This is a genomic window from Hydrogenophaga flava NBRC 102514, assembly GCF_001571145.1.
Lineage (GTDB): Bacteria > Pseudomonadota > Gammaproteobacteria > Burkholderiales > Burkholderiaceae_C > Hydrogenophaga > Hydrogenophaga flava.
Genome location: NZ_BCTF01000008.1, coordinates 155,718 through 170,610 on the forward strand (window position 1 = coordinate 155,718; position 14,893 = coordinate 170,610).

General features: G+C 65.2%; 21 protein-coding genes. 3 read left to right on the forward strand and 18 right to left on the reverse strand.

Going from position 1 to position 14,893, the window contains the following annotated elements; genetic code table 11:
- The first annotated feature begins 113 nt into the window (after positions 1-113).
- Positions 114-542, forward strand: a complete 429-nt coding sequence (locus tag HFL01S_RS09335; protein ID WP_066257695.1) for a TOBE domain-containing protein — start codon at positions 114-116, stop codon at positions 540-542.
- Positions 543-559: 17 nt separating this feature from the next.
- Here the strand turns inward: HFL01S_RS09335 and HFL01S_RS09340 are convergent, their stop codons facing one another.
- From HFL01S_RS09340 to nifB, 18 genes are all read right to left on the reverse strand, one after another.
- A complete protein-coding gene (locus HFL01S_RS09340) occupies positions 560-802 on the reverse strand; it encodes a hypothetical protein (protein ID WP_066257697.1) in 243 nt (80 codons plus the stop codon).
- Positions 799-1,191 (reverse strand): hypothetical protein, encoded by a 393-nt coding sequence (locus HFL01S_RS09345; RefSeq protein WP_157538817.1) that lies wholly within the window; start codon positions 1,189-1,191, stop codon positions 799-801. The genes HFL01S_RS09340 and HFL01S_RS09345 overlap by 4 nt, the downstream gene beginning before the upstream one ends.
- A 144-nt stretch (positions 1,192-1,335) precedes the next feature.
- On the reverse strand, positions 1,336-1,704 hold the full coding sequence (locus tag HFL01S_RS09350; protein ID WP_066257699.1) for a hypothetical protein: 369 nt from the start codon (positions 1,702-1,704) through the stop codon (positions 1,336-1,338).
- Positions 1,701-3,287: a flavin monoamine oxidase family protein gene (locus tag HFL01S_RS09355; RefSeq protein ID WP_066257702.1), complete on the reverse strand. Its 1,587-nt coding sequence runs from the start codon at positions 3,285-3,287 to the stop codon at positions 1,701-1,703. The genes HFL01S_RS09350 and HFL01S_RS09355 overlap by 4 nt, the downstream gene beginning before the upstream one ends.
- Before the next feature lie 7 nt (positions 3,288-3,294).
- Positions 3,295-3,591, reverse strand: coding sequence for a 2Fe-2S iron-sulfur cluster-binding protein (locus tag HFL01S_RS09360; protein ID WP_066257704.1), 297 nt, complete (start codon positions 3,589-3,591; stop codon positions 3,295-3,297).
- Between the two features lie 45 nt (positions 3,592-3,636).
- Entirely contained in the window at positions 3,637-4,491 is an 855-nt protein-coding gene (locus tag HFL01S_RS09365; protein ID WP_066257706.1) for an SIR2 family NAD-dependent protein deacylase, read from the reverse strand.
- A 12-nt stretch (positions 4,492-4,503) separates the two neighbouring features.
- Positions 4,504-5,667: a DegT/DnrJ/EryC1/StrS family aminotransferase gene (locus tag HFL01S_RS09370; protein ID WP_066257708.1), complete on the reverse strand. Its 1,164-nt coding sequence runs from the start codon at positions 5,665-5,667 to the stop codon at positions 4,504-4,506.
- Between the two features lie 11 nt (positions 5,668-5,678).
- On the reverse strand, positions 5,679-5,939 hold the full coding sequence (locus HFL01S_RS09375; RefSeq protein ID WP_066257710.1) for a hypothetical protein: 261 nt from the start codon (positions 5,937-5,939) through the stop codon (positions 5,679-5,681).
- 20 nt (positions 5,940-5,959) lie between these two features.
- Entirely contained in the window at positions 5,960-6,181 is a 222-nt protein-coding gene (gene nifT, locus HFL01S_RS09380; RefSeq protein ID WP_066257712.1) for a putative nitrogen fixation protein NifT, read from the reverse strand.
- Positions 6,182-6,222: 41 nt separating this feature from the next.
- On the reverse strand, positions 6,223-7,368 hold the full coding sequence (locus HFL01S_RS09385) for a cysteine desulfurase family protein (RefSeq protein WP_066257715.1): 1,146 nt from the start codon (positions 7,366-7,368) through the stop codon (positions 6,223-6,225).
- Entirely contained in the window at positions 7,365-7,721 is a 357-nt protein-coding gene (locus tag HFL01S_RS09390) for a DUF3024 domain-containing protein (RefSeq protein ID WP_066257717.1), read from the reverse strand. The genes HFL01S_RS09385 and HFL01S_RS09390 overlap by 4 nt, the downstream gene beginning before the upstream one ends.
- Positions 7,718-8,026 carry a nitrogen fixation protein NifZ gene (locus HFL01S_RS09395; protein WP_084383179.1) on the reverse strand — a complete coding sequence of 103 codons (309 nt, stop codon included), beginning with the start codon at positions 8,024-8,026 and terminating at the stop codon, positions 7,718-7,720. Before HFL01S_RS09395 ends, HFL01S_RS09390 begins: the two co-directional genes overlap by 4 nt.
- Positions 8,023-8,403, reverse strand: coding sequence for a nitrogen fixation protein NifZ (locus tag HFL01S_RS09400; protein ID WP_066257721.1), 381 nt, complete (start codon positions 8,401-8,403; stop codon positions 8,023-8,025). Before HFL01S_RS09400 ends, HFL01S_RS09395 begins: the two co-directional genes overlap by 4 nt.
- Complete coding sequence (locus HFL01S_RS09405) at positions 8,396-9,220, reverse strand: 4Fe4S-binding leucine-rich repeat protein (RefSeq protein WP_066257723.1); 825 nt, start codon at positions 9,218-9,220, stop codon at positions 8,396-8,398. The genes HFL01S_RS09400 and HFL01S_RS09405 overlap by 8 nt, the downstream gene beginning before the upstream one ends.
- A 1-nt stretch (position 9,221) precedes the next feature.
- Entirely contained in the window at positions 9,222-9,797 is a 576-nt protein-coding gene (locus HFL01S_RS09410) for a hypothetical protein (protein ID WP_066257724.1), read from the reverse strand.
- 25 nt (positions 9,798-9,822) lie between these two features.
- Positions 9,823-10,227: a HesB/IscA family protein gene (locus tag HFL01S_RS09415; RefSeq protein WP_066257725.1), complete on the reverse strand. Its 405-nt coding sequence runs from the start codon at positions 10,225-10,227 to the stop codon at positions 9,823-9,825.
- A 2-nt stretch (positions 10,228-10,229) separates the two neighbouring features.
- On the reverse strand, positions 10,230-10,424 hold the full coding sequence (locus tag HFL01S_RS09420; RefSeq protein ID WP_066257726.1) for a 4Fe-4S binding protein: 195 nt from the start codon (positions 10,422-10,424) through the stop codon (positions 10,230-10,232).
- A 63-nt stretch (positions 10,425-10,487) separates the two neighbouring features.
- The gene (gene nifB / locus HFL01S_RS09425; RefSeq protein WP_066257728.1) at positions 10,488-12,083 is read right to left on the reverse strand and encodes a nitrogenase cofactor biosynthesis protein NifB; all 1,596 of its coding nucleotides are present in this window, start codon (positions 12,081-12,083) and stop codon (positions 10,488-10,490) included.
- 324 nt (positions 12,084-12,407) lie between these two features.
- On the opposite strand from nifB, the gene drt3a reads away from it, so the two are divergent.
- Together drt3a and drt3b are read left to right on the forward strand one after the other, a co-directional pair.
- Positions 12,408-13,628 carry an antiviral reverse transcriptase Drt3a gene (drt3a, locus tag HFL01S_RS24630; protein WP_084383180.1) on the forward strand — a complete coding sequence of 407 codons (1,221 nt, stop codon included), beginning with the start codon at positions 12,408-12,410 and terminating at the stop codon, positions 13,626-13,628.
- Positions 13,629-13,632: 4 nt separating this feature from the next.
- On the forward strand, positions 13,633-14,893 hold a 1,261-nt coding region (gene drt3b / locus HFL01S_RS24635), incomplete at its 3' end, for an antiviral reverse transcriptase Drt3b (RefSeq protein ID WP_169802324.1).

The window sequence follows — 14,893 nt, forward strand, 5'->3', positions numbered from 1 at the left end:
CTGACGCAGCGCGCCCAAGTGCTGCGCTGTGCTTGAAACCACCGAACGCCTTCGAACAGACTGCCGTCCATCACCACTTCGGGCGTCCAGCCCAGCATGAAAGGAAGCTCCCCATGGCCGTCAGCGCACGCAATGTATTCAAGGGTTCGGTCGCGTCCATCCAGGAAGGCCCGATCCACGCCGAAGTGGTGGTCACCACCGCCGGCGGCGACAGCATCGTGGCCACGCTCACCGGCACCAGCGTCAAGGCCCTGGGCCTGAAGGTGGGCAGCGCGGCCGTGGCGGTGGTCAAGGCACCGTCGGTCATCCTCATGAGCGGCACGCCCGAGTACCGCTTCAGCGCGCGCAACCAGATCAGCGGCACGGTCAGCAGCATCCACGCGGGCGCCATCAACAGCCAGGTCACGCTCACGCTGACCGGCGGCTCCAAGGTCGATGCCATCGTCACCAACGAAGCCGTCTCGGCGCTGGGCCTCAAGCCCGGCGAACCGGCGGTGGCCCTCTTCAAGGCGGGTCAGGTCGTGGTCGGCGTGCCGGTCTGAGCGCATCGCGTTCTCACTCAGCGGCAACCGCCGAACGCCGGGTGCCGCACCTGGCGCAGCACCCATTCGTAGGGGTAACGCGGTGCGCGGTCGGTGGGCTGCGCGCTCATGCACAGCGACCAGCGTTCGGCCCAGCTCCAGCAGGCCTTGCGTTCGTGATCGGAGAGGTCGGAGCCGTCGAGCGATCGCATGAAGGCGAACAGCCAGGCCTGGCGGTCCAGTGCGCTGGCCCGCAGGTAGTCGGGCAGGTCGGCGTTCATCGCGGCATCCCCCGGCTCAGCGACAGCTGCGGCACCGCCGCGACCGAACAGCCTTCCTGCACGACCTTGCGGCTGGTGATCCAGCGCCGGTCGGGCAGGCGCCAGGCGGTCACCGTCTCGATGCGGACCGGCGCCTCGTAGAAGAACTCGTCGTCGTCCGAACGCAGCGCGGTCTGCACATGGCGGAAAGCGCAGAAGCAGGCCTGGCCCTGCGCGTCCAGGCCCAGGCTGCGGTCGGCCACGATGAGGTGGTCCTGCGCGATGTCGAAGCGCACCGGCGGCACCACCACGCCGATGAGATCCGGCGGCAGTTCTGCCGTCCAGGCCACACGCCGGGGACGCTGGCCGTGGCAGGCGCTGTGTTCCGCTCTGTACAACGTATGGAACATGACAGGCTCCTTTGAACATCGGGTTGGTCTTTGTATGGATGGCTACACAACGGTCCGCCGGTTTGGGTCTCGTTGTGTGCTTAGCTACACAACGCGGTGTTTTCGGCGGCGATGCAGGGTGCTTTGCAAAGGGCGGGCCAGCCCTCAGACCGAGGTCATTGAGAAGAGTTGAGGCTGACTCTGGCGGTACACGCGCAGCCACAGCAGCGTGGCCGGCACGACCGAGTGGATGGCGAACCAGATCGCCTCATCGAGGTCTTCGCCGGTCTCGGCCTGCAGCCGCAGCGCGAGCAGGCGCCAGCCTTCCCAGTAGAGCTCGGGCATGTCTTCCCGCACCGAGGGCGGCACACCGATGGCCCCGCGGGCCAGCACACGCAGGTGGCGCAGCAGCTCGGCGCGGGTCAGGCGCGAGCGGCGCAGGTCGGCCTCGTCCAGGCCTTCGGCCAGCGTGGCCACGTCCAGCCCGGTCTGTTCGATCAGGTTGAGCAGGGCACTGGAGGCGATGCGGTTCATGCACGCTCCCGTTCGGCCGGCGCGGCGACCAGGCGCGCGTTGAGTTCCAGCGCGAACTCGCGCCAGGCAGCGGCGAGATCGCGCGTGATGGTGCGCAGAAGTTCGGTGTCGGGCCGGTGGTCCTGCGGGAAGTTGGACAGTGCGCACGAGGTGGCGTTGTGCGCCAGCGCGTCGTCCAGCAGCGCCTTGTTCCAGCCGTCGAAGGCCTTGAGCAGTGCGGGCGTCAGCGAGTGGCGACCCTGCTTGGTGTGCGCACTGCCGGCCCACGGCGCGAAGGCGTCGAGCTGGGCCAGCGCCTCGCTGTAGGTCTGGTCGGCCGCGGCGAGCAGCGCGCGCTGCGTGAGCTGCTCGTTCTGCTGGGCCGACAGCAGACGCACCAGCTGCTGCCTGTAGCGGCCGCCCGCCAGGGCGCGCAAGCGCTGCACGCCGCTGCTGAACTCCGCGACGGCGCTCGTCGGATCGCTGGTCTGCGCAACGGCCGTTGCCGGGGCCAGTAGCGCATGCGCGAGGCGGTCGGCAGACGCCAGCGCGCCTTCCATGTGGCCGGCGCCGTGGGTGGCGGTTTCGGTGCCGCCGAACCACAGGCGCCCGCCCCAGTGGCAGCGGCGCAGCAGCGGGTCGGCCTGCGGCCAGGCGGGTGGTTCGGCCCGGTCGGCGTCGCTGCAGGTCCAGCGCTCCTGCGCCCAGTCCTGCAACATGAGCTGCCCGGCCTGCGCCTCGATGCCGTAGAGCTGCGCCAGCTGGCTTTCCACCAGCAGCGGCAGGCCGACCCGGAAGTGTTCGCGCTGCGACGCGTCGAGCGCCACGAAACCGCCGAGCGCACCCGCAGGTCCGCGGCTTTGGTCAAACACCTCGCCCAGCACCGCCTGTGGGTGCCGCACAAAGGCGTTGCCCGAATGGCCGGCCGCGCGCCAGAACGGGGTGGCGAACGACACCAGCGCCTTGGCCTGCGCCGCCATCCAGGTGGGCGTGTCTTTCAATGCTTCGTCCAGCGCGGCCGACAAGGGCGGGTCGAAGGCGATGCGCTCCTGCACCAGCCGCGGCGGCAGCGCCAGCACCACGCGGCGTGCGCGCAAGGCCGGGCCGCCGCTGCGCAGCAGCTCGACGGATTCGCCGTGGTCGCGCAGGCCGATCAGCGCCGAGCCGGTGAGCACGCTGCCCCCGGGCAAGGCGGCCAACAGCACCTCGACCAGCGACGCACTGCCGCCCGCGATGCGGTGCGCGCCGGCGTGTACGCCACCGGCTTCCATGCGCCGCTCTGGCTGCCGGTTGGGGTCGACCAGCCAGAGCGCATCACCAGGGTCGTGTTGCGGCACGCTCTCCAGCCCGAGTGACCGGAGCAGCGCCACCATGTGCGGCTCGGTCTCCGGCCAGAACCACGAGGGGCCCAGGTCCAGCGGCTGGCCGGTGGTTGCGCAGGTCTGCGTCAGCACGCGGCCGCCGATGCGCTCACGCGCTTCGAGCAGACACACGCGCTGCCCGCGTGCAGTCAGCCGGTGTGCCAGCGCCAGCCCACAAAGGCCAGCCCCGACGATCACCACGTCCCACACCGTGGCGGGGCGCAGGACGTGCACCTCGGCCATGGGGCGCTCAGACAAACGTCAACAACTCGACCGTGACCGGCTCTTCACCCAGCACGGCCTGGCAGGCCAGGCGCGACTTGGAGCCGATGCCCACCAGCGTGTCGAGCTTTTCGTTTTCCTGCTTCTGGATGCGCGAGATGCTCTTGCGACCTTCGGTCACAAAGATGTGGCAGGAGCCGCAACTGGCGTTGCCGCCGCACTTCTGGGCGATGCTCTCGCCCGCGGCGAGCAGGGCTTTCATGATGGTCGTGCCGGCGGCGACGTCGTAGGTCTTGCCAGAGGGGAGAACGGTCAGTGTGGTCATGGTTTTCTCTGAGGTTCGTGGGACAACAAAGGGATGGAGCAAATCTCAGGCGGCCTCGGTCTGCAGCGCGTCGGTGAGCTGGGCCGCGAAGTCGGCCAGCGACATGGGAATGCGGGTGATGCCCTGCTCTTCGAGGAAGCGCGCCTCCATGCGCGTGGGTTCGTCGGGCAGCACGGCCCAGTGGGCGTCGCTGGAGCGCTTCATGATCTGGCGCGCGAAGCTGCGGGTGAGCTGGTCGTCGAAGCGGCAGCCCAGGAACAGGAAGCCCCTGCCCTTGCGCCGCTCCTGCACCACCGCGGGAATGGGGGTCTGGATGTCGATCTCGGTCAGCACCTCGACGTAGTCGCTGTCGGAGACGAGGTAGTTGCTGGCCGGGCTGCGGCCTCCGATGGGGCGGTAGAGCAGCGGCGTCGCGTCGTTGGCCGGCATGTCGGCCACATGGCCTTCGGCGTCGTAGTCGGCCGTCCACTGTCCGAAATGTTCGGACTGCGACAGGCCCTGCAGCTGGTGCCAGCCGCCCTGCGGCCGCGCGGCCTTGAGCGCGGCGAGCATGGTGTCGTCGTACCAGGTGTCCACCCACAGCGTGGCGCCGCTGGCGGCCAGCGCACGGTGCAGCGGCGACGGCGTGGGCACGCTGGCATAGGCCTCGTCCATGATCATCACCACCGACTTGCGGTGCTTGAAGTTCTCGATGAACTGCGCGGCCTGCGTGAGCTTGGCGCGGATCTTGTGCGGCACGCTGACCTTGGCGGTCATCACCGCCACCAGGGCGCCTGGCGTCGCGGGCACGGCCACGTCGTCGCACAGCGACAGCATGCCGGAGCCCAGGTAGGGGATGACGCGGCCGGCGTCGAGCTGGCGGGCGATGTCGGCGATCAGGCCATCGGTGGGGTCGGACATGGAGGTGCTCCTTCAGAGGTAAATGGCTGCGCCAGCGCCCACATTCGTGGCGGTGTCCTTGAGCGTCTTGACGATGTACTTGACCTGGTCGGCGTCCAGGCCGGCGTGCAGGGGCAGCGCCAGCGCTCGTGCGCCGATGCGGTCGGTGTCGGGCAGTGCGCCGCGCCGCTGACCCACCGCGCCGGCCGCGTTCATGTAGAAGAACTGCTGGTGCAACGGGTGGCTGTAGGCCGCGGTCTCGACGCCACAGGACTTCATGTCGTCGATCATCTGGGCGCGCGCGCTGGCGGTGAACCGGTGGCCCAGGTGCACCACGTACAGCATCCAGTGCACCTCGTCCACGTCCTCGGCCAGGTAGGGCGGCTTGACGCCTTCGAAGCTCTGCATCTCGGCGTGGTACCAGGCCTCGACCCGTTTGCGCTGCAGCAGCCGCTCGTCGAGGTCGCTCAGTTGCGCCAGGCCCAGCGCGGCGGTCAGCTCGCTCATGCCGGCCTGCAGCGGCACGCGCGAACCGATGGAGACCGAGGCGCGGTCGGACAGGCGGCGCTGGCGCAGGTAGCGCAGCTCGATGGCCAGCGCCTCGTCGTCGGTCAGCAGCATGCCGCCCTCCCCCGTGCACAGGGCCGAGGGCATGGAGAAGTCGAACACCGACACGTCGCCGAAGCTGCCGACGTTGCGGCCCAGGTAGCGCGAGCCCAGCGCTTCGGTGCTGTCTTCGATCAGCTTGAGGCCGTGCGCGTCCGCCAGTTCGCGCAGCGGCTTCCAGGCGGCCGGGTGGCCGTTGGTGTTGCCGGCGAGGATGGCCTTGGTGGCGGGCGTGATCTTGAGCGCCGCTTTCTCGGGGCTCAGGCAGCCGCTCCAGTAGTTGATGTCGGCGAACACCGGCGTCGCGCCCGCCAGCGTGATCGCCTGCGCCACCTGGTGCCAGGTGTGCGAGGCGCAGACCACCTCGTCGCCCGGGCCGATGCCCATCGCCCGCAGGGTGATCCAGGTGCCCAGCGTGCCGCTGCCCACCGCCACCGCGTGCCGGCGGCCGACCCACTGCGCAAAGGCCTGCTCGAAGGATTCGAGCATCGGCCCGTCGCCCCAGCGGCCCGATTCGAGCACCGCCTCGACCAGCGACACACCCTGCCCGCTGATGGAGGACTCACACAGCGCAATGGTCTCGATGTCCATGGCGGCCCCGGTCAGTGTTGGGTGAGGATGAGGGCAGACGCCTCGTCGGCGCTCTGCGTCACGTGCCAGCAGTGGCCGTCGGTGGCGGCGAGGTAGACGTTGCGGTGGCCCAGACGCAGCGCCGGGGTCTCGTCGCGCATGTCCATCTCGTCCACCACGATGGCGCGCACGCCGGGGTAGCGGCCGCGCAGGATGGTGGCGGCGTCGCGGATGGTCGGCGCATAGCCCACCACCTCGCGCGCGGAATCCAGTTGTTCGCCAGACAGGCCCATGGTGTTGCTCCTTGGAAAGATCAGTCTTCTTCGTTCGTGGCCAGCTTGCGAGCCTCGACCGTGATCGGCAGCGGCGTGTCGGCCGCCATCGCCGGCAGGTCCAGCTGCCAGCCGTTGGCCAGGGTCACCAGGCCGCCCCACATGCCGGGGTTGACCATCGAGACGATGGGTTCCTCCAGATCCTTCTTGGGCACATAGGCGCTGAGCACGCCCTTGCTGTCTTTGCGGATCATCACTTTCATCGTCGGCTCCAGTTGGGTGTGTTCGGGAATGCAGGAAAGGGTCAGGCGGCCACGGCCTCGGCCGCAGGCAAGAGAGAGCGCAGGGTCGGCAGCGCGGCGATCAAGGCATCCACGTCGGCGTCGGTCGTGGTGCGGCCCAGCGAGAGGCGCACCGCGCACAGCGCCTCGTCTTCGGGCACACCCATCGCGGTCAGCACGTGCGAGGGCGCGCTGCCCGATGACGAACAGGCCGCGCCCGACGAGGCGGCGAAGCCCAGGCGCTCCAGTCGGCCCAGCAGCACATCGGCCTCCCAGCGGCCCACGCGAAGCAAGCTCACGCCCGGCAGGCGCGGCACGCCGCGCGACCAGATCTGCACACGCGGCAGTTCGGCCACCAGCGCGGCTTCCAGCCGGTCGCGCAGCGCGGCCTGGCGCGCGGTTTCGGCGTTCAGGTCGCCCAGCGCTTCCAGCGCCGTGGCCAGGCCCACGATGGCCGGCAGGTTCTCGGTGCCGCCGCGCCGGCCGCGCTCCTGCGAACCCGGCATGGTCGGGCGGATCACCACGCCCTGGCGCAGCAGCAACCCGCCCACGCCCTTGGGGCCATTGAACTTGTGGGCCGAGAAGCTCACCGCGTCGGCGCCCCATTCGGCAAAGGTGAAGGGCCGTTTGCCAATCCACTGCGTCGCGTCCACGTGCAGCCTCGCCCCGGTGGCTGCGGCGAGCGCCGCCACCTCGGCCACCGGCATGACCGCCCCGGTCTCGTTGTTGGCCGCCATCAGCGAAACCACCGCCACGTCGGCGCCGATCAGTCGCGTGGCGGCGTCGATATCCAGCGTGCCGTCCCGCTGCACAGGCAGAAAGTCCACTGGCACACCCGCGTCCATCAACTCGCGCGCCAGCTTCAGGTGGCCCGCGTGCTCCACCGCGCTGAACACCACGCGCCGCCGGCCCTCGGGCGCCGCCGCCAGCAGGCCGCGCACCGCCAGGTGGTTGGCCTCGGTGGCACCGCTGGTGAAGATCACTTCGGCGGGCTTGCAGCCCAGCGCCTGCGCCACCACCGAACGCGCCCCCGCCAGCACCCGGCCCGCCGCCTGCCCCGGCCCGTGTTTGGACGAGGCGTTGGCCCAGCTGCCCGCCATCACCGCCGCCATGGCGTCGATCACGGCCTGCGATGGCGGCGTGGTCGCGTGGTGGTCGAGGTAGATCATGGCCAGAACCTCCGTTCGGCGTCGACGCACAGCGTGTCCAGCGCCTCGCCCAGCGAAAGGCCCTCGGCGTGGGCTTCCCACACACCCGCCGCGTGGTTGCGCGCCTGCAAGCGCCAGCGCCCGTCAGGGGACGGCGTCAGCAGGGCGATGTCGATCACCTCACCCTCGCGGTTCACGTTGCGCGAGCAGCACGGCGCCTCGATTCGGAAGCCCTCGCCCTCGTGCAGCACCACCGGCTGCACATAGCGGTAGCGCACCCGGTCCTTCAGCGCCCGCTCGATGAAGGGGCGCATGAAGCCGACGACCTGGGCGGCCGTCGGATCGGGCGGGGCCGTGCGGGCCGCGGCGTTCATCCCGCCGCCGCCTCCACGTCGGCGATCCAACCTGCTGGAACCGGTGCCAGTTCAATTTCGAGACAGCCCACCACGCAGCCCCCGAAGTCCACCAGGTACACCGGCTCGTTCACCTCGGTCGCGTGGCCAATGTTCACCACCTCGCCCACGTCGCCGCGGGCGGCCAGCAGCGCCTTGGGCTCGCGCTCGGGGTGGCTGCCGTCGTTGACCAGGTCGTCCAGCGCCACCACGCGCTGGCCCCAGGCGTAGACGGGCGTGCGCGGCTCCACAAAGGCGGCGGGGTCCATCGGCGTGGTGGTGTTCATGGCGTGGCTCCTGTGTCCTGGGGGTTGGCAAGGGGTTTTCCGGAACCGAGGCTGGCCAGCACGGTGGCCTTTTCGCCCAGCTGCGCCAGCACCTCGTCGGGCAGGTGGTCGAGCGTGCACAGCTCCTTGGCGCGCATGCCCACGCGGTGGCCGGTCTCGATGAAATCCACCGCGTAGATGTAGAACTGCTGCAGGAAGGTGTTGATGCTCACGACGTAGCCGATGTCGCCCTTGTTCACCAGCACCTCGCCGATGTCCTTGCCGTTGTAGGTGCCGTCGTTGCGGATCACCGAACGCGCGATCACGCGTTCGCCGAAAGCAAAACGCGGTGGTTCGGCCACCTCGATCACGTCGTCGTCGCGCACGATGTCAACCATGGTGATCCTCCTTCGGCACCGCCAGCCGGCTGCGCACCATCTGCCGGACTTCGCTGTCCGGGTCGTCCCGCATGGCCACCAGCACGGCCGGCACCGCGCGCCGCGCCACCTCCCAGCGCACACGCCAGTCGCGGTCGTCCACCATGCGGCCCAGCAGCGCCTCGGGCAGGCTCTCCGCCACCGCACGCCGCACCTCCGGCTCGGGGTCGTTCGCGAGGATGAAGAGCGCCGGCATCTGCAGCCGGCGCGCCACGATTTCGCGCACCGAGCGCTCCGGGTCGTAGGCCAGCGTCGTCAGCAGGGCCAGCGGCAGCCGCTGCGCGACGATCTCGCGCACGCCGTAGTCCGCGTCTTGTCGCATCGCCGCCAGCCGCGCCGGGTCGATGCGCTGCGCCACGCGCAGGCGCACCTCGCGGTGCGGGTCGTGCATCAGCCGCTCCAGCTGCGCGGGCGAGAGCCGCGCCGCCACCTGCAGCCGCACCGTCTCGTCGGGGTCGTTCATCAGCCCGCCCAGGCGGAACACGCTGGCGTGGCGCACGGCGATGGCGCGCACCTCGAAGTACGGGTGTTCGAGCTGCTGGTCGGCCAGCTCCGGGTGCCAGCGGAAAAAGCGGTCGATTCGGCGCGCGTAGGCGTCCTGCATGCAGGCGTGGCCCGGCTCGCAACCACGGCCGCCGTCGCTGGCGCGCAGGTCGATGTAGGCGCAGGCCTCGCAGTTCACCGCCCCACCCTGCCAGTCCATCGGCGGGATGTCGCCTTCGGGCGCGCGCGCCATCAGGCGTTGCGGTGCGGCCAGGAGCGCAGCGACGGCGGCCATGCTATTTCCCCAGCGGCGCCCAGCCGCGCACAGGGTAGTCCACCGGTCCGTCGACCAGCGAGGTGGTGTGGCCGGCCTCGTGCCGCGCCAGCACGTGCGAGAGCAGGCCACCGCCCAGGTGGTCTTTCGGGTCGAGGCGGCGCAGCTCGCCGAGCATCAGCCGCGCCTCGTCCAGATCGCCCAGGCGCAGATTCAGATACGCCAGGCCCTTGAGCGTGAACAGGTAGAAGCGCACCGCCGCGTCGCCGCGTGTGGTGTCGTCGTCTGGCGCCATATCGCCGAAGTCGGGGCCGAGCGCCGCGCGCGCAATCGCCAGCGCGTCTTCGCCCGCCGCCCTCGCCTGTGCCAGCGCATGGCCGTAGAAGTGGAAGCGGTAGATCGCGATCAGTGGCACCGGGTGTTTCGGCGCCAGCGCGCGGGCGCGTTCGAGCAGCGGCAGGGCCTGGTCGGGCTGGTCGCGCAGCGCGCCGGCCTGCGCGATCAGCGCCTCCACGTCGGGGACCAGGTGGCCGCCGATGACCGTGGCCGCGAAGGCCGCCGCGGCGGCTTCGAAGTCCCGGTCGGTGTCGGTGTTCACGGCGGCTCCCGATGGCGTGGGCGCGTCAGGAAGCGAGCGTGGCCGGACGGCCACCACGACCGATGGAGCCGACCGAGATGGTGGCCACCCCGGGGGGCGCGGCGTTCTCGGCGCTGCTGCAGCCGCAGGCGGCCTGGTTCGGGTTGATGAAGCTCAGGCCCGACGAAGTGGCGGTCTCGGTGAAGTCGATCGTCACGCCGTCCAGCAGCAACCGGCTTTCGGCCGCCAGGAACAGCTTCAGGCCCGAGACCTCGAAGGCCTGTTCGCCTTCCTTGGGCGCGGCCGCGGCGGCGAACTCGGAGCTGTAGCCCGAGCAGCCGCCCGGGCTGACCTGCAGGCTCAACCCGGCGCCCGCGGGCAGGCCCGAGAAACGCACGATGCGGCCGATGAATTTCTGCGCGGCCGGGGTCAGGGTGAAGTTGGCGGCCATGTTCAGACCTTCACGATGCAGCCGTCGACCGGGCAGACCGCCACGCACTGCGCCTCGTCGAAGTGGCCTTCGCACTCGGTGCACTTGGCCGGGTCGATGATGTAGGTGCCGCCCTTTTCGCGGATGGCGACGTTCGGGCACTCGGGCTCACAGGCGGAGCAGCCGGTGCAGGTGGAGGCGATGATCTTGTAGGCCATGGTGGTTCTCCTTCAGGGGATCAGGGGGTCGTGGGGAAACTCGGGGTTCGTTGACAACGCGGCTCAGGCCGCCGCGGCCAGGCCGGTGAAGGCGCCCTGGCGGATCTGCGCGTCGCCGCGGTCCTGGTGGGTGATCTCGCCGGCCGCAATGCGCTGGCGGTAGCCGCTGAACCAGTCCAGCGCGGCCTTCTCGATGAACTCGCCGCTGTACTGCTCCACCGGCTCGATGCCGGCAGCGCTGAGTTCGTCGCGCGGGCAGGCGCCGATCTTGGCGACCAGCACCGCATGGCAGTCGTTGATCGCCTTGACCACGCTGGGCAGCTGCTCGTCGTCGCCATGGCCGCCCTGGCAGTACAGGTCCACACGGCGGTGGCCAACGAACAGGGCCTCGGCGGCGCTGACTTCAAAGATCTGGAACTCGGTGACGTGGCCGAAGTGCTCGTTGACCCGACCGCCGCCCTTGGTGGCGACCGCCACCAGCACCTTCATGTGCTGGTCGACATCGATCGCGGCGCTGGCGGCCAGCGCGTCCTGCTTGGCGGCGTGCTGCGCCTGGCGCTCGGCCTCCACCTTCTCCTGGTAGCTGCGGCGTTTGTCGAGGTCGTACACGACCTCCATCTCTTCGATCTTGTCGAGCGTGAACTCTTCCGAGCGGTCTTCGCCCAGCAGGCCCACCGCGTCGGCGCGGCACTGGCGGCAGTGGCGCATCAGGTTCGCGCCGCCCATGCAGGCGTCCTGCACCACCTTCAGCTCCTGCGCGGTGGGGCCGCGCTGGCCGGTCAGGCCGAACACCGTGCCGTGTTCCGCTTCGCTGATGAGCGGCATGATGTTGTGCAGGAAGGCGCCGCGCTTCTTTACCTCGCGGTTCACCTCGATCAGGTGCTCGTCGTTGATGCCGGGGATCAGCACCGAGTTGATCTTGGTGAGCACGCCGCGCGCGGTCAGCATCTCCAGCCCCAGCATCTGGCGCTCGTGCAGGATCTTCGCGGCCTCGTAGCCGGTCACGCGCTTGTGGTTCCAGAAGATCCAGGGGTAGATCTTCTCGCCCACGGCCGGGTCCACCATGTTGATGGTGATCGTCACGTGGTCCACGTTGTATTTGCAGATCTCGTCCACGTGGTCCGGCAGCGCCAGGCCGTTGGTCGAGATGCAGAGCTTGATGTCGGGCGCCTGCTCCTGGAGCATGCGGAAGGTGTCGAAGGTCTTGGCCGGGTTGGCCAGCGAATCGCCGGGGCCGGCGACGCCGAGCACCGTCATCTGCGGAATCTCGCTCGCGACCGCGACCACCTTCTTGACGGCCTGCTCGGGCGTGAGCTTCTGGCTCACCACGCCTGGGCGGCTTTCGTTGGAGCAGTCGTACTTGCGGTTGCAGTAGTTGCACTGGATGTTGCAGGCCGGCGCCACAGCCACGTGCATGCGGGCGTAGTGGTGGTGCGCCTCTTCGGAGTAGCAGGGGTGGTTCTTGACCTTGTCCCAGATCTCGGCCGGCATGTCGTCGGGGCCACCCGACGAGCCACAACTGGCCTTGCCCTCGCCACCGGTGGTGCCACAGCCGCCACCCGCGTCCGGCACATCGAGCCTGGCGCCCAGCGGCTTGATCGAGCCGATGGACAGGTACGTCTTGGCGGGCATGGAACCCGCAGCGGTGCTTGTCGACATGAAGACCCTTCCTGCGACCGACCATGGCCGCGCCGGGAGCCTTCAGCGAAATCCGTGCCACGGAAAAAACCGTTTCAGATCAACGGTTTGTGAGGTTTGTCGTGTGTAGGAAAGGGGACAGGCAACCAAACAAAAGCCATATTGAGTCGAAGTTCCGACAAAACGCAGAAGTGTCTGCGCTCGCAACAAGCAAAGCTCCCGCTCGGAAGCTGTGCAGCAAGGCAGCGATACCCCGGAGTAGAGTGTTGAGGTACAAAAGCAATCGTGACCATTCACGATAGATCAGCAACGCCTTACAACTAAATTGCTTGAAGACGGAGGAACATGGATCCAAGCTACTCTGAGAAATCCTTCTGGCGACTTCTCCGCAAAGGCGATGTTCAAAATTTCAGTCTTGGAAAAAGCAGATCTGAGATCCGAACAAAACTGCAGGAGGTAGAAGCTGCTGCCGCTTCAAGCTCGTTCCATTTCTCGGCATTCACACTCGTAACCAGAAATGGCTTCAATGCTTACACCACCAACAGCGCAAATGATGAGTTCATTTTGCGCAAGGTTGCAGACAACATCAAACGGGCGCTAAACATTAAGCCCTCCGATCGAGCCGAACTCATACCGACTGCCATTCAACTTGTTCGTGAAGCAAGAGACTGCACAATTCATAAACTTGATATTGAGCTATTTTTCGAATCAATCTCAAAAGATGATTTAATTCAAAAGATAAAGCTTGAACAGTCCCTCGACTCCCGCACGAAAGACTTCATTCAGATACTGTTAAAGTCACCTCAACTCAAGAATCTTCCGGGCATACCGCGAGGTCTATCGGTCAGCCCAATCCTTGCAGAATACTATCTATCCAATCTAGAACGGTTTTGTCGACGCATAAGCTACTCATATTTCTACTCAAGGTACGTCGACGATATGCTATTTTTCTGTCACAAGCCGGCTGCACAACTAGAGGCGGAAGTCGAAGCAGCGCTTCCCAAAGGACTGTCACTCAACCTCAAGAAGAGCAGCCACATATTCATCAACAAAGACGGCTACCTAGCTGCAGGCTCGCCCAACCAGTCTATTAGCTACCTTGGCTACGAAATATTTCCAGCCCTTTCGAAGTCAGCCCCGATCAGAATATCGATTCCAAAAAAGAAAATTGAAAAAATCAAAACCCGAATAGCACTTTCATTTCTTCGATTCTCGGTTGATCAAAACTTTTGCGCACTCAAAAATCGAATTCAATTCATCAGCAGCAACTTTAATGTCGGAGGAACAAAGCAGAGCGGAAAACTGTACTCTGGGATTCACTACAACCATAAGTACATGGACCCACAGTCCGCCGAAGCGGTATTCCAGGAAATCGATCAGTATTTGCAGAAATTGATATACGCAAAAAAAGGCAGCTTTGGAAAGCGGTTGGGACCACTACTAACAAATAAGCAGCGAAAAGATCTCGCCTCACACTCTCTCCTAGCAGGCCACCGGAATCAGGTATATAGGCACTTCACGAATAAGACATTAGGAGAAGTAAAGGAGGTTTGGCAACATGCGTAAAAATATGATCAAGATACGCAAATCGGACAATCTAAGATCATTGCTGACCGAAACACTTCCGTATGAAGTTCCGCTCCCATTCTCCAACGAGGGGCTGTATGATTTCTTGAAGACCAACTCGCAAGATGCCTTCAAAAACGAAGTTCACCCCGAATTAGATTTGCTGTCGACGAGTAGTTTCACCATCCCATACTCGTTCAAAATTAGAAAGAGTCCATCGGAGTACAGGACTCTTTCAATCATGCATCCTTCGATGCAGATAGAAGTTGCAAACTTCTATCAGAGCTACAGCAGCATGATTCTTGCGCAATGCAAGAAGAGCAACTGGACACTCCGTGCTCCGGCTGTTGTGGCAACCTATTTTGTTGAGCGATCAAGAATTGCAAAAGAGTCAGCCAGCAAAAGCTCTGGTGTGGAACAAGCTACTTCAGGTTTCGACCACTTAGCAAGAAACGCATCGTCATATTTTGCCTACCGCCCATACAGCCTCCTTCATAGGTTCGTCGACTCGTCAGAGTTTCACAGGCTCGAAAGAAAATATGAGCATCTTTTGCGACTGGATATATCCCAGTGCTTTGGCAGGATATATACACACACCATCGAATGGGCCGTCAAGAGCAAAGAACATGCTAAAGACAACAGAAATAGCGTCTCAAAGACATTTGAGGCAAAGTTCGACAGGTTGATGCAGCGAGCGAACTATGATGAGACAGCAGGAATATTGGTCGGCCCGGAAGTCTCAAGAATATTTGCTGAAATAATTCTCCAGCAGATCGATTTAGATATCGAAGAGACACTTAGCACTTCGAAAAATCCACTAAGAGCAGGCGCCGACTACGATATCAGGAGATATGTAGATGACTATTTTGTATACGCCCGGAGCACAGAGGTTCTCCAGCGAATTCAGCTGACAGTCTCAGAATGCTTGAAGCCTTACCGTTTAAGTTTAAACGAGTCAAAGTCCGAGATTCTTCGTCGTCCATTTTCGTCTCCGGAAACAATGGCGAGGCCGCAAGTTGCGAGGATTTTGGAAGAGTACTTTGAAAAGTCCATTTCCTCTGAGGGCGTAGAAGAGCCCGTTTCAGGAAAGTCAAAAAAGGTATTCAGACCAACACGAATCTCCTCCGCAGACCGACTCTCGAACTCCATCATCAGGGATATCAAGATCGCTCTGAAAGCTAGCGAGATTCAATTTGATACGGTTTCAAATTACTTTTTCTCCACAGCAAAAAGGTTGATCTATCGCTATACGACCAAGGTAGATG

Coding starts and splice junctions, on each gene's coding strand:
- HFL01S_RS09335 (WP_066257695.1), top strand. CDS start 114: ATGGCCGTCAGCGCACGCAATGTATTCAAGGGTTCGGTCGCGTCCATC.
- HFL01S_RS09340 (WP_066257697.1), bottom strand. CDS start 802: ATGAACGCCGACCTGCCCGACTACCTGCGGGCCAGCGCACTGGACCGC.
- HFL01S_RS09345 (WP_157538817.1), bottom strand. CDS start 1,191: ATGTTCCATACGTTGTACAGAGCGGAACACAGCGCCTGCCACGGCCAG.
- HFL01S_RS09350 (WP_066257699.1), bottom strand. CDS start 1,704: ATGAACCGCATCGCCTCCAGTGCCCTGCTCAACCTGATCGAACAGACC.
- HFL01S_RS09355 (WP_066257702.1), bottom strand. CDS start 3,287: ATGGCCGAGGTGCACGTCCTGCGCCCCGCCACGGTGTGGGACGTGGTG.
- HFL01S_RS09360 (WP_066257704.1), bottom strand. CDS start 3,591: ATGACCACACTGACCGTTCTCCCCTCTGGCAAGACCTACGACGTCGCC.
- HFL01S_RS09365 (WP_066257706.1), bottom strand. CDS start 4,491: ATGTCCGACCCCACCGATGGCCTGATCGCCGACATCGCCCGCCAGCTC.
- HFL01S_RS09370 (WP_066257708.1), bottom strand. CDS start 5,667: ATGGACATCGAGACCATTGCGCTGTGTGAGTCCTCCATCAGCGGGCAG.
- HFL01S_RS09375 (WP_066257710.1), bottom strand. CDS start 5,939: ATGGGCCTGTCTGGCGAACAACTGGATTCCGCGCGCGAGGTGGTGGGC.
- nifT (WP_066257712.1), bottom strand. CDS start 6,181: ATGAAAGTGATGATCCGCAAAGACAGCAAGGGCGTGCTCAGCGCCTAT.
- HFL01S_RS09385 (WP_066257715.1), bottom strand. CDS start 7,368: ATGATCTACCTCGACCACCACGCGACCACGCCGCCATCGCAGGCCGTG.
- HFL01S_RS09390 (WP_066257717.1), bottom strand. CDS start 7,721: ATGAACGCCGCGGCCCGCACGGCCCCGCCCGATCCGACGGCCGCCCAG.
- HFL01S_RS09395 (WP_084383179.1), bottom strand. CDS start 8,026: ATGAACACCACCACGCCGATGGACCCCGCCGCCTTTGTGGAGCCGCGC.
- HFL01S_RS09400 (WP_066257721.1), bottom strand. CDS start 8,403: ATGGTTGACATCGTGCGCGACGACGACGTGATCGAGGTGGCCGAACCA.
- HFL01S_RS09405 (WP_066257723.1), bottom strand. CDS start 9,220: ATGGCCGCCGTCGCTGCGCTCCTGGCCGCACCGCAACGCCTGATGGCG.
- HFL01S_RS09415 (WP_066257725.1), bottom strand. CDS start 10,227: ATGGCCGCCAACTTCACCCTGACCCCGGCCGCGCAGAAATTCATCGGC.
- HFL01S_RS09420 (WP_066257726.1), bottom strand. CDS start 10,424: ATGGCCTACAAGATCATCGCCTCCACCTGCACCGGCTGCTCCGCCTGT.
- nifB (WP_066257728.1), bottom strand. CDS start 12,083: ATGTCGACAAGCACCGCTGCGGGTTCCATGCCCGCCAAGACGTACCTG.
- drt3a (WP_084383180.1), top strand. CDS start 12,408: ATGGATCCAAGCTACTCTGAGAAATCCTTCTGGCGACTTCTCCGCAAA.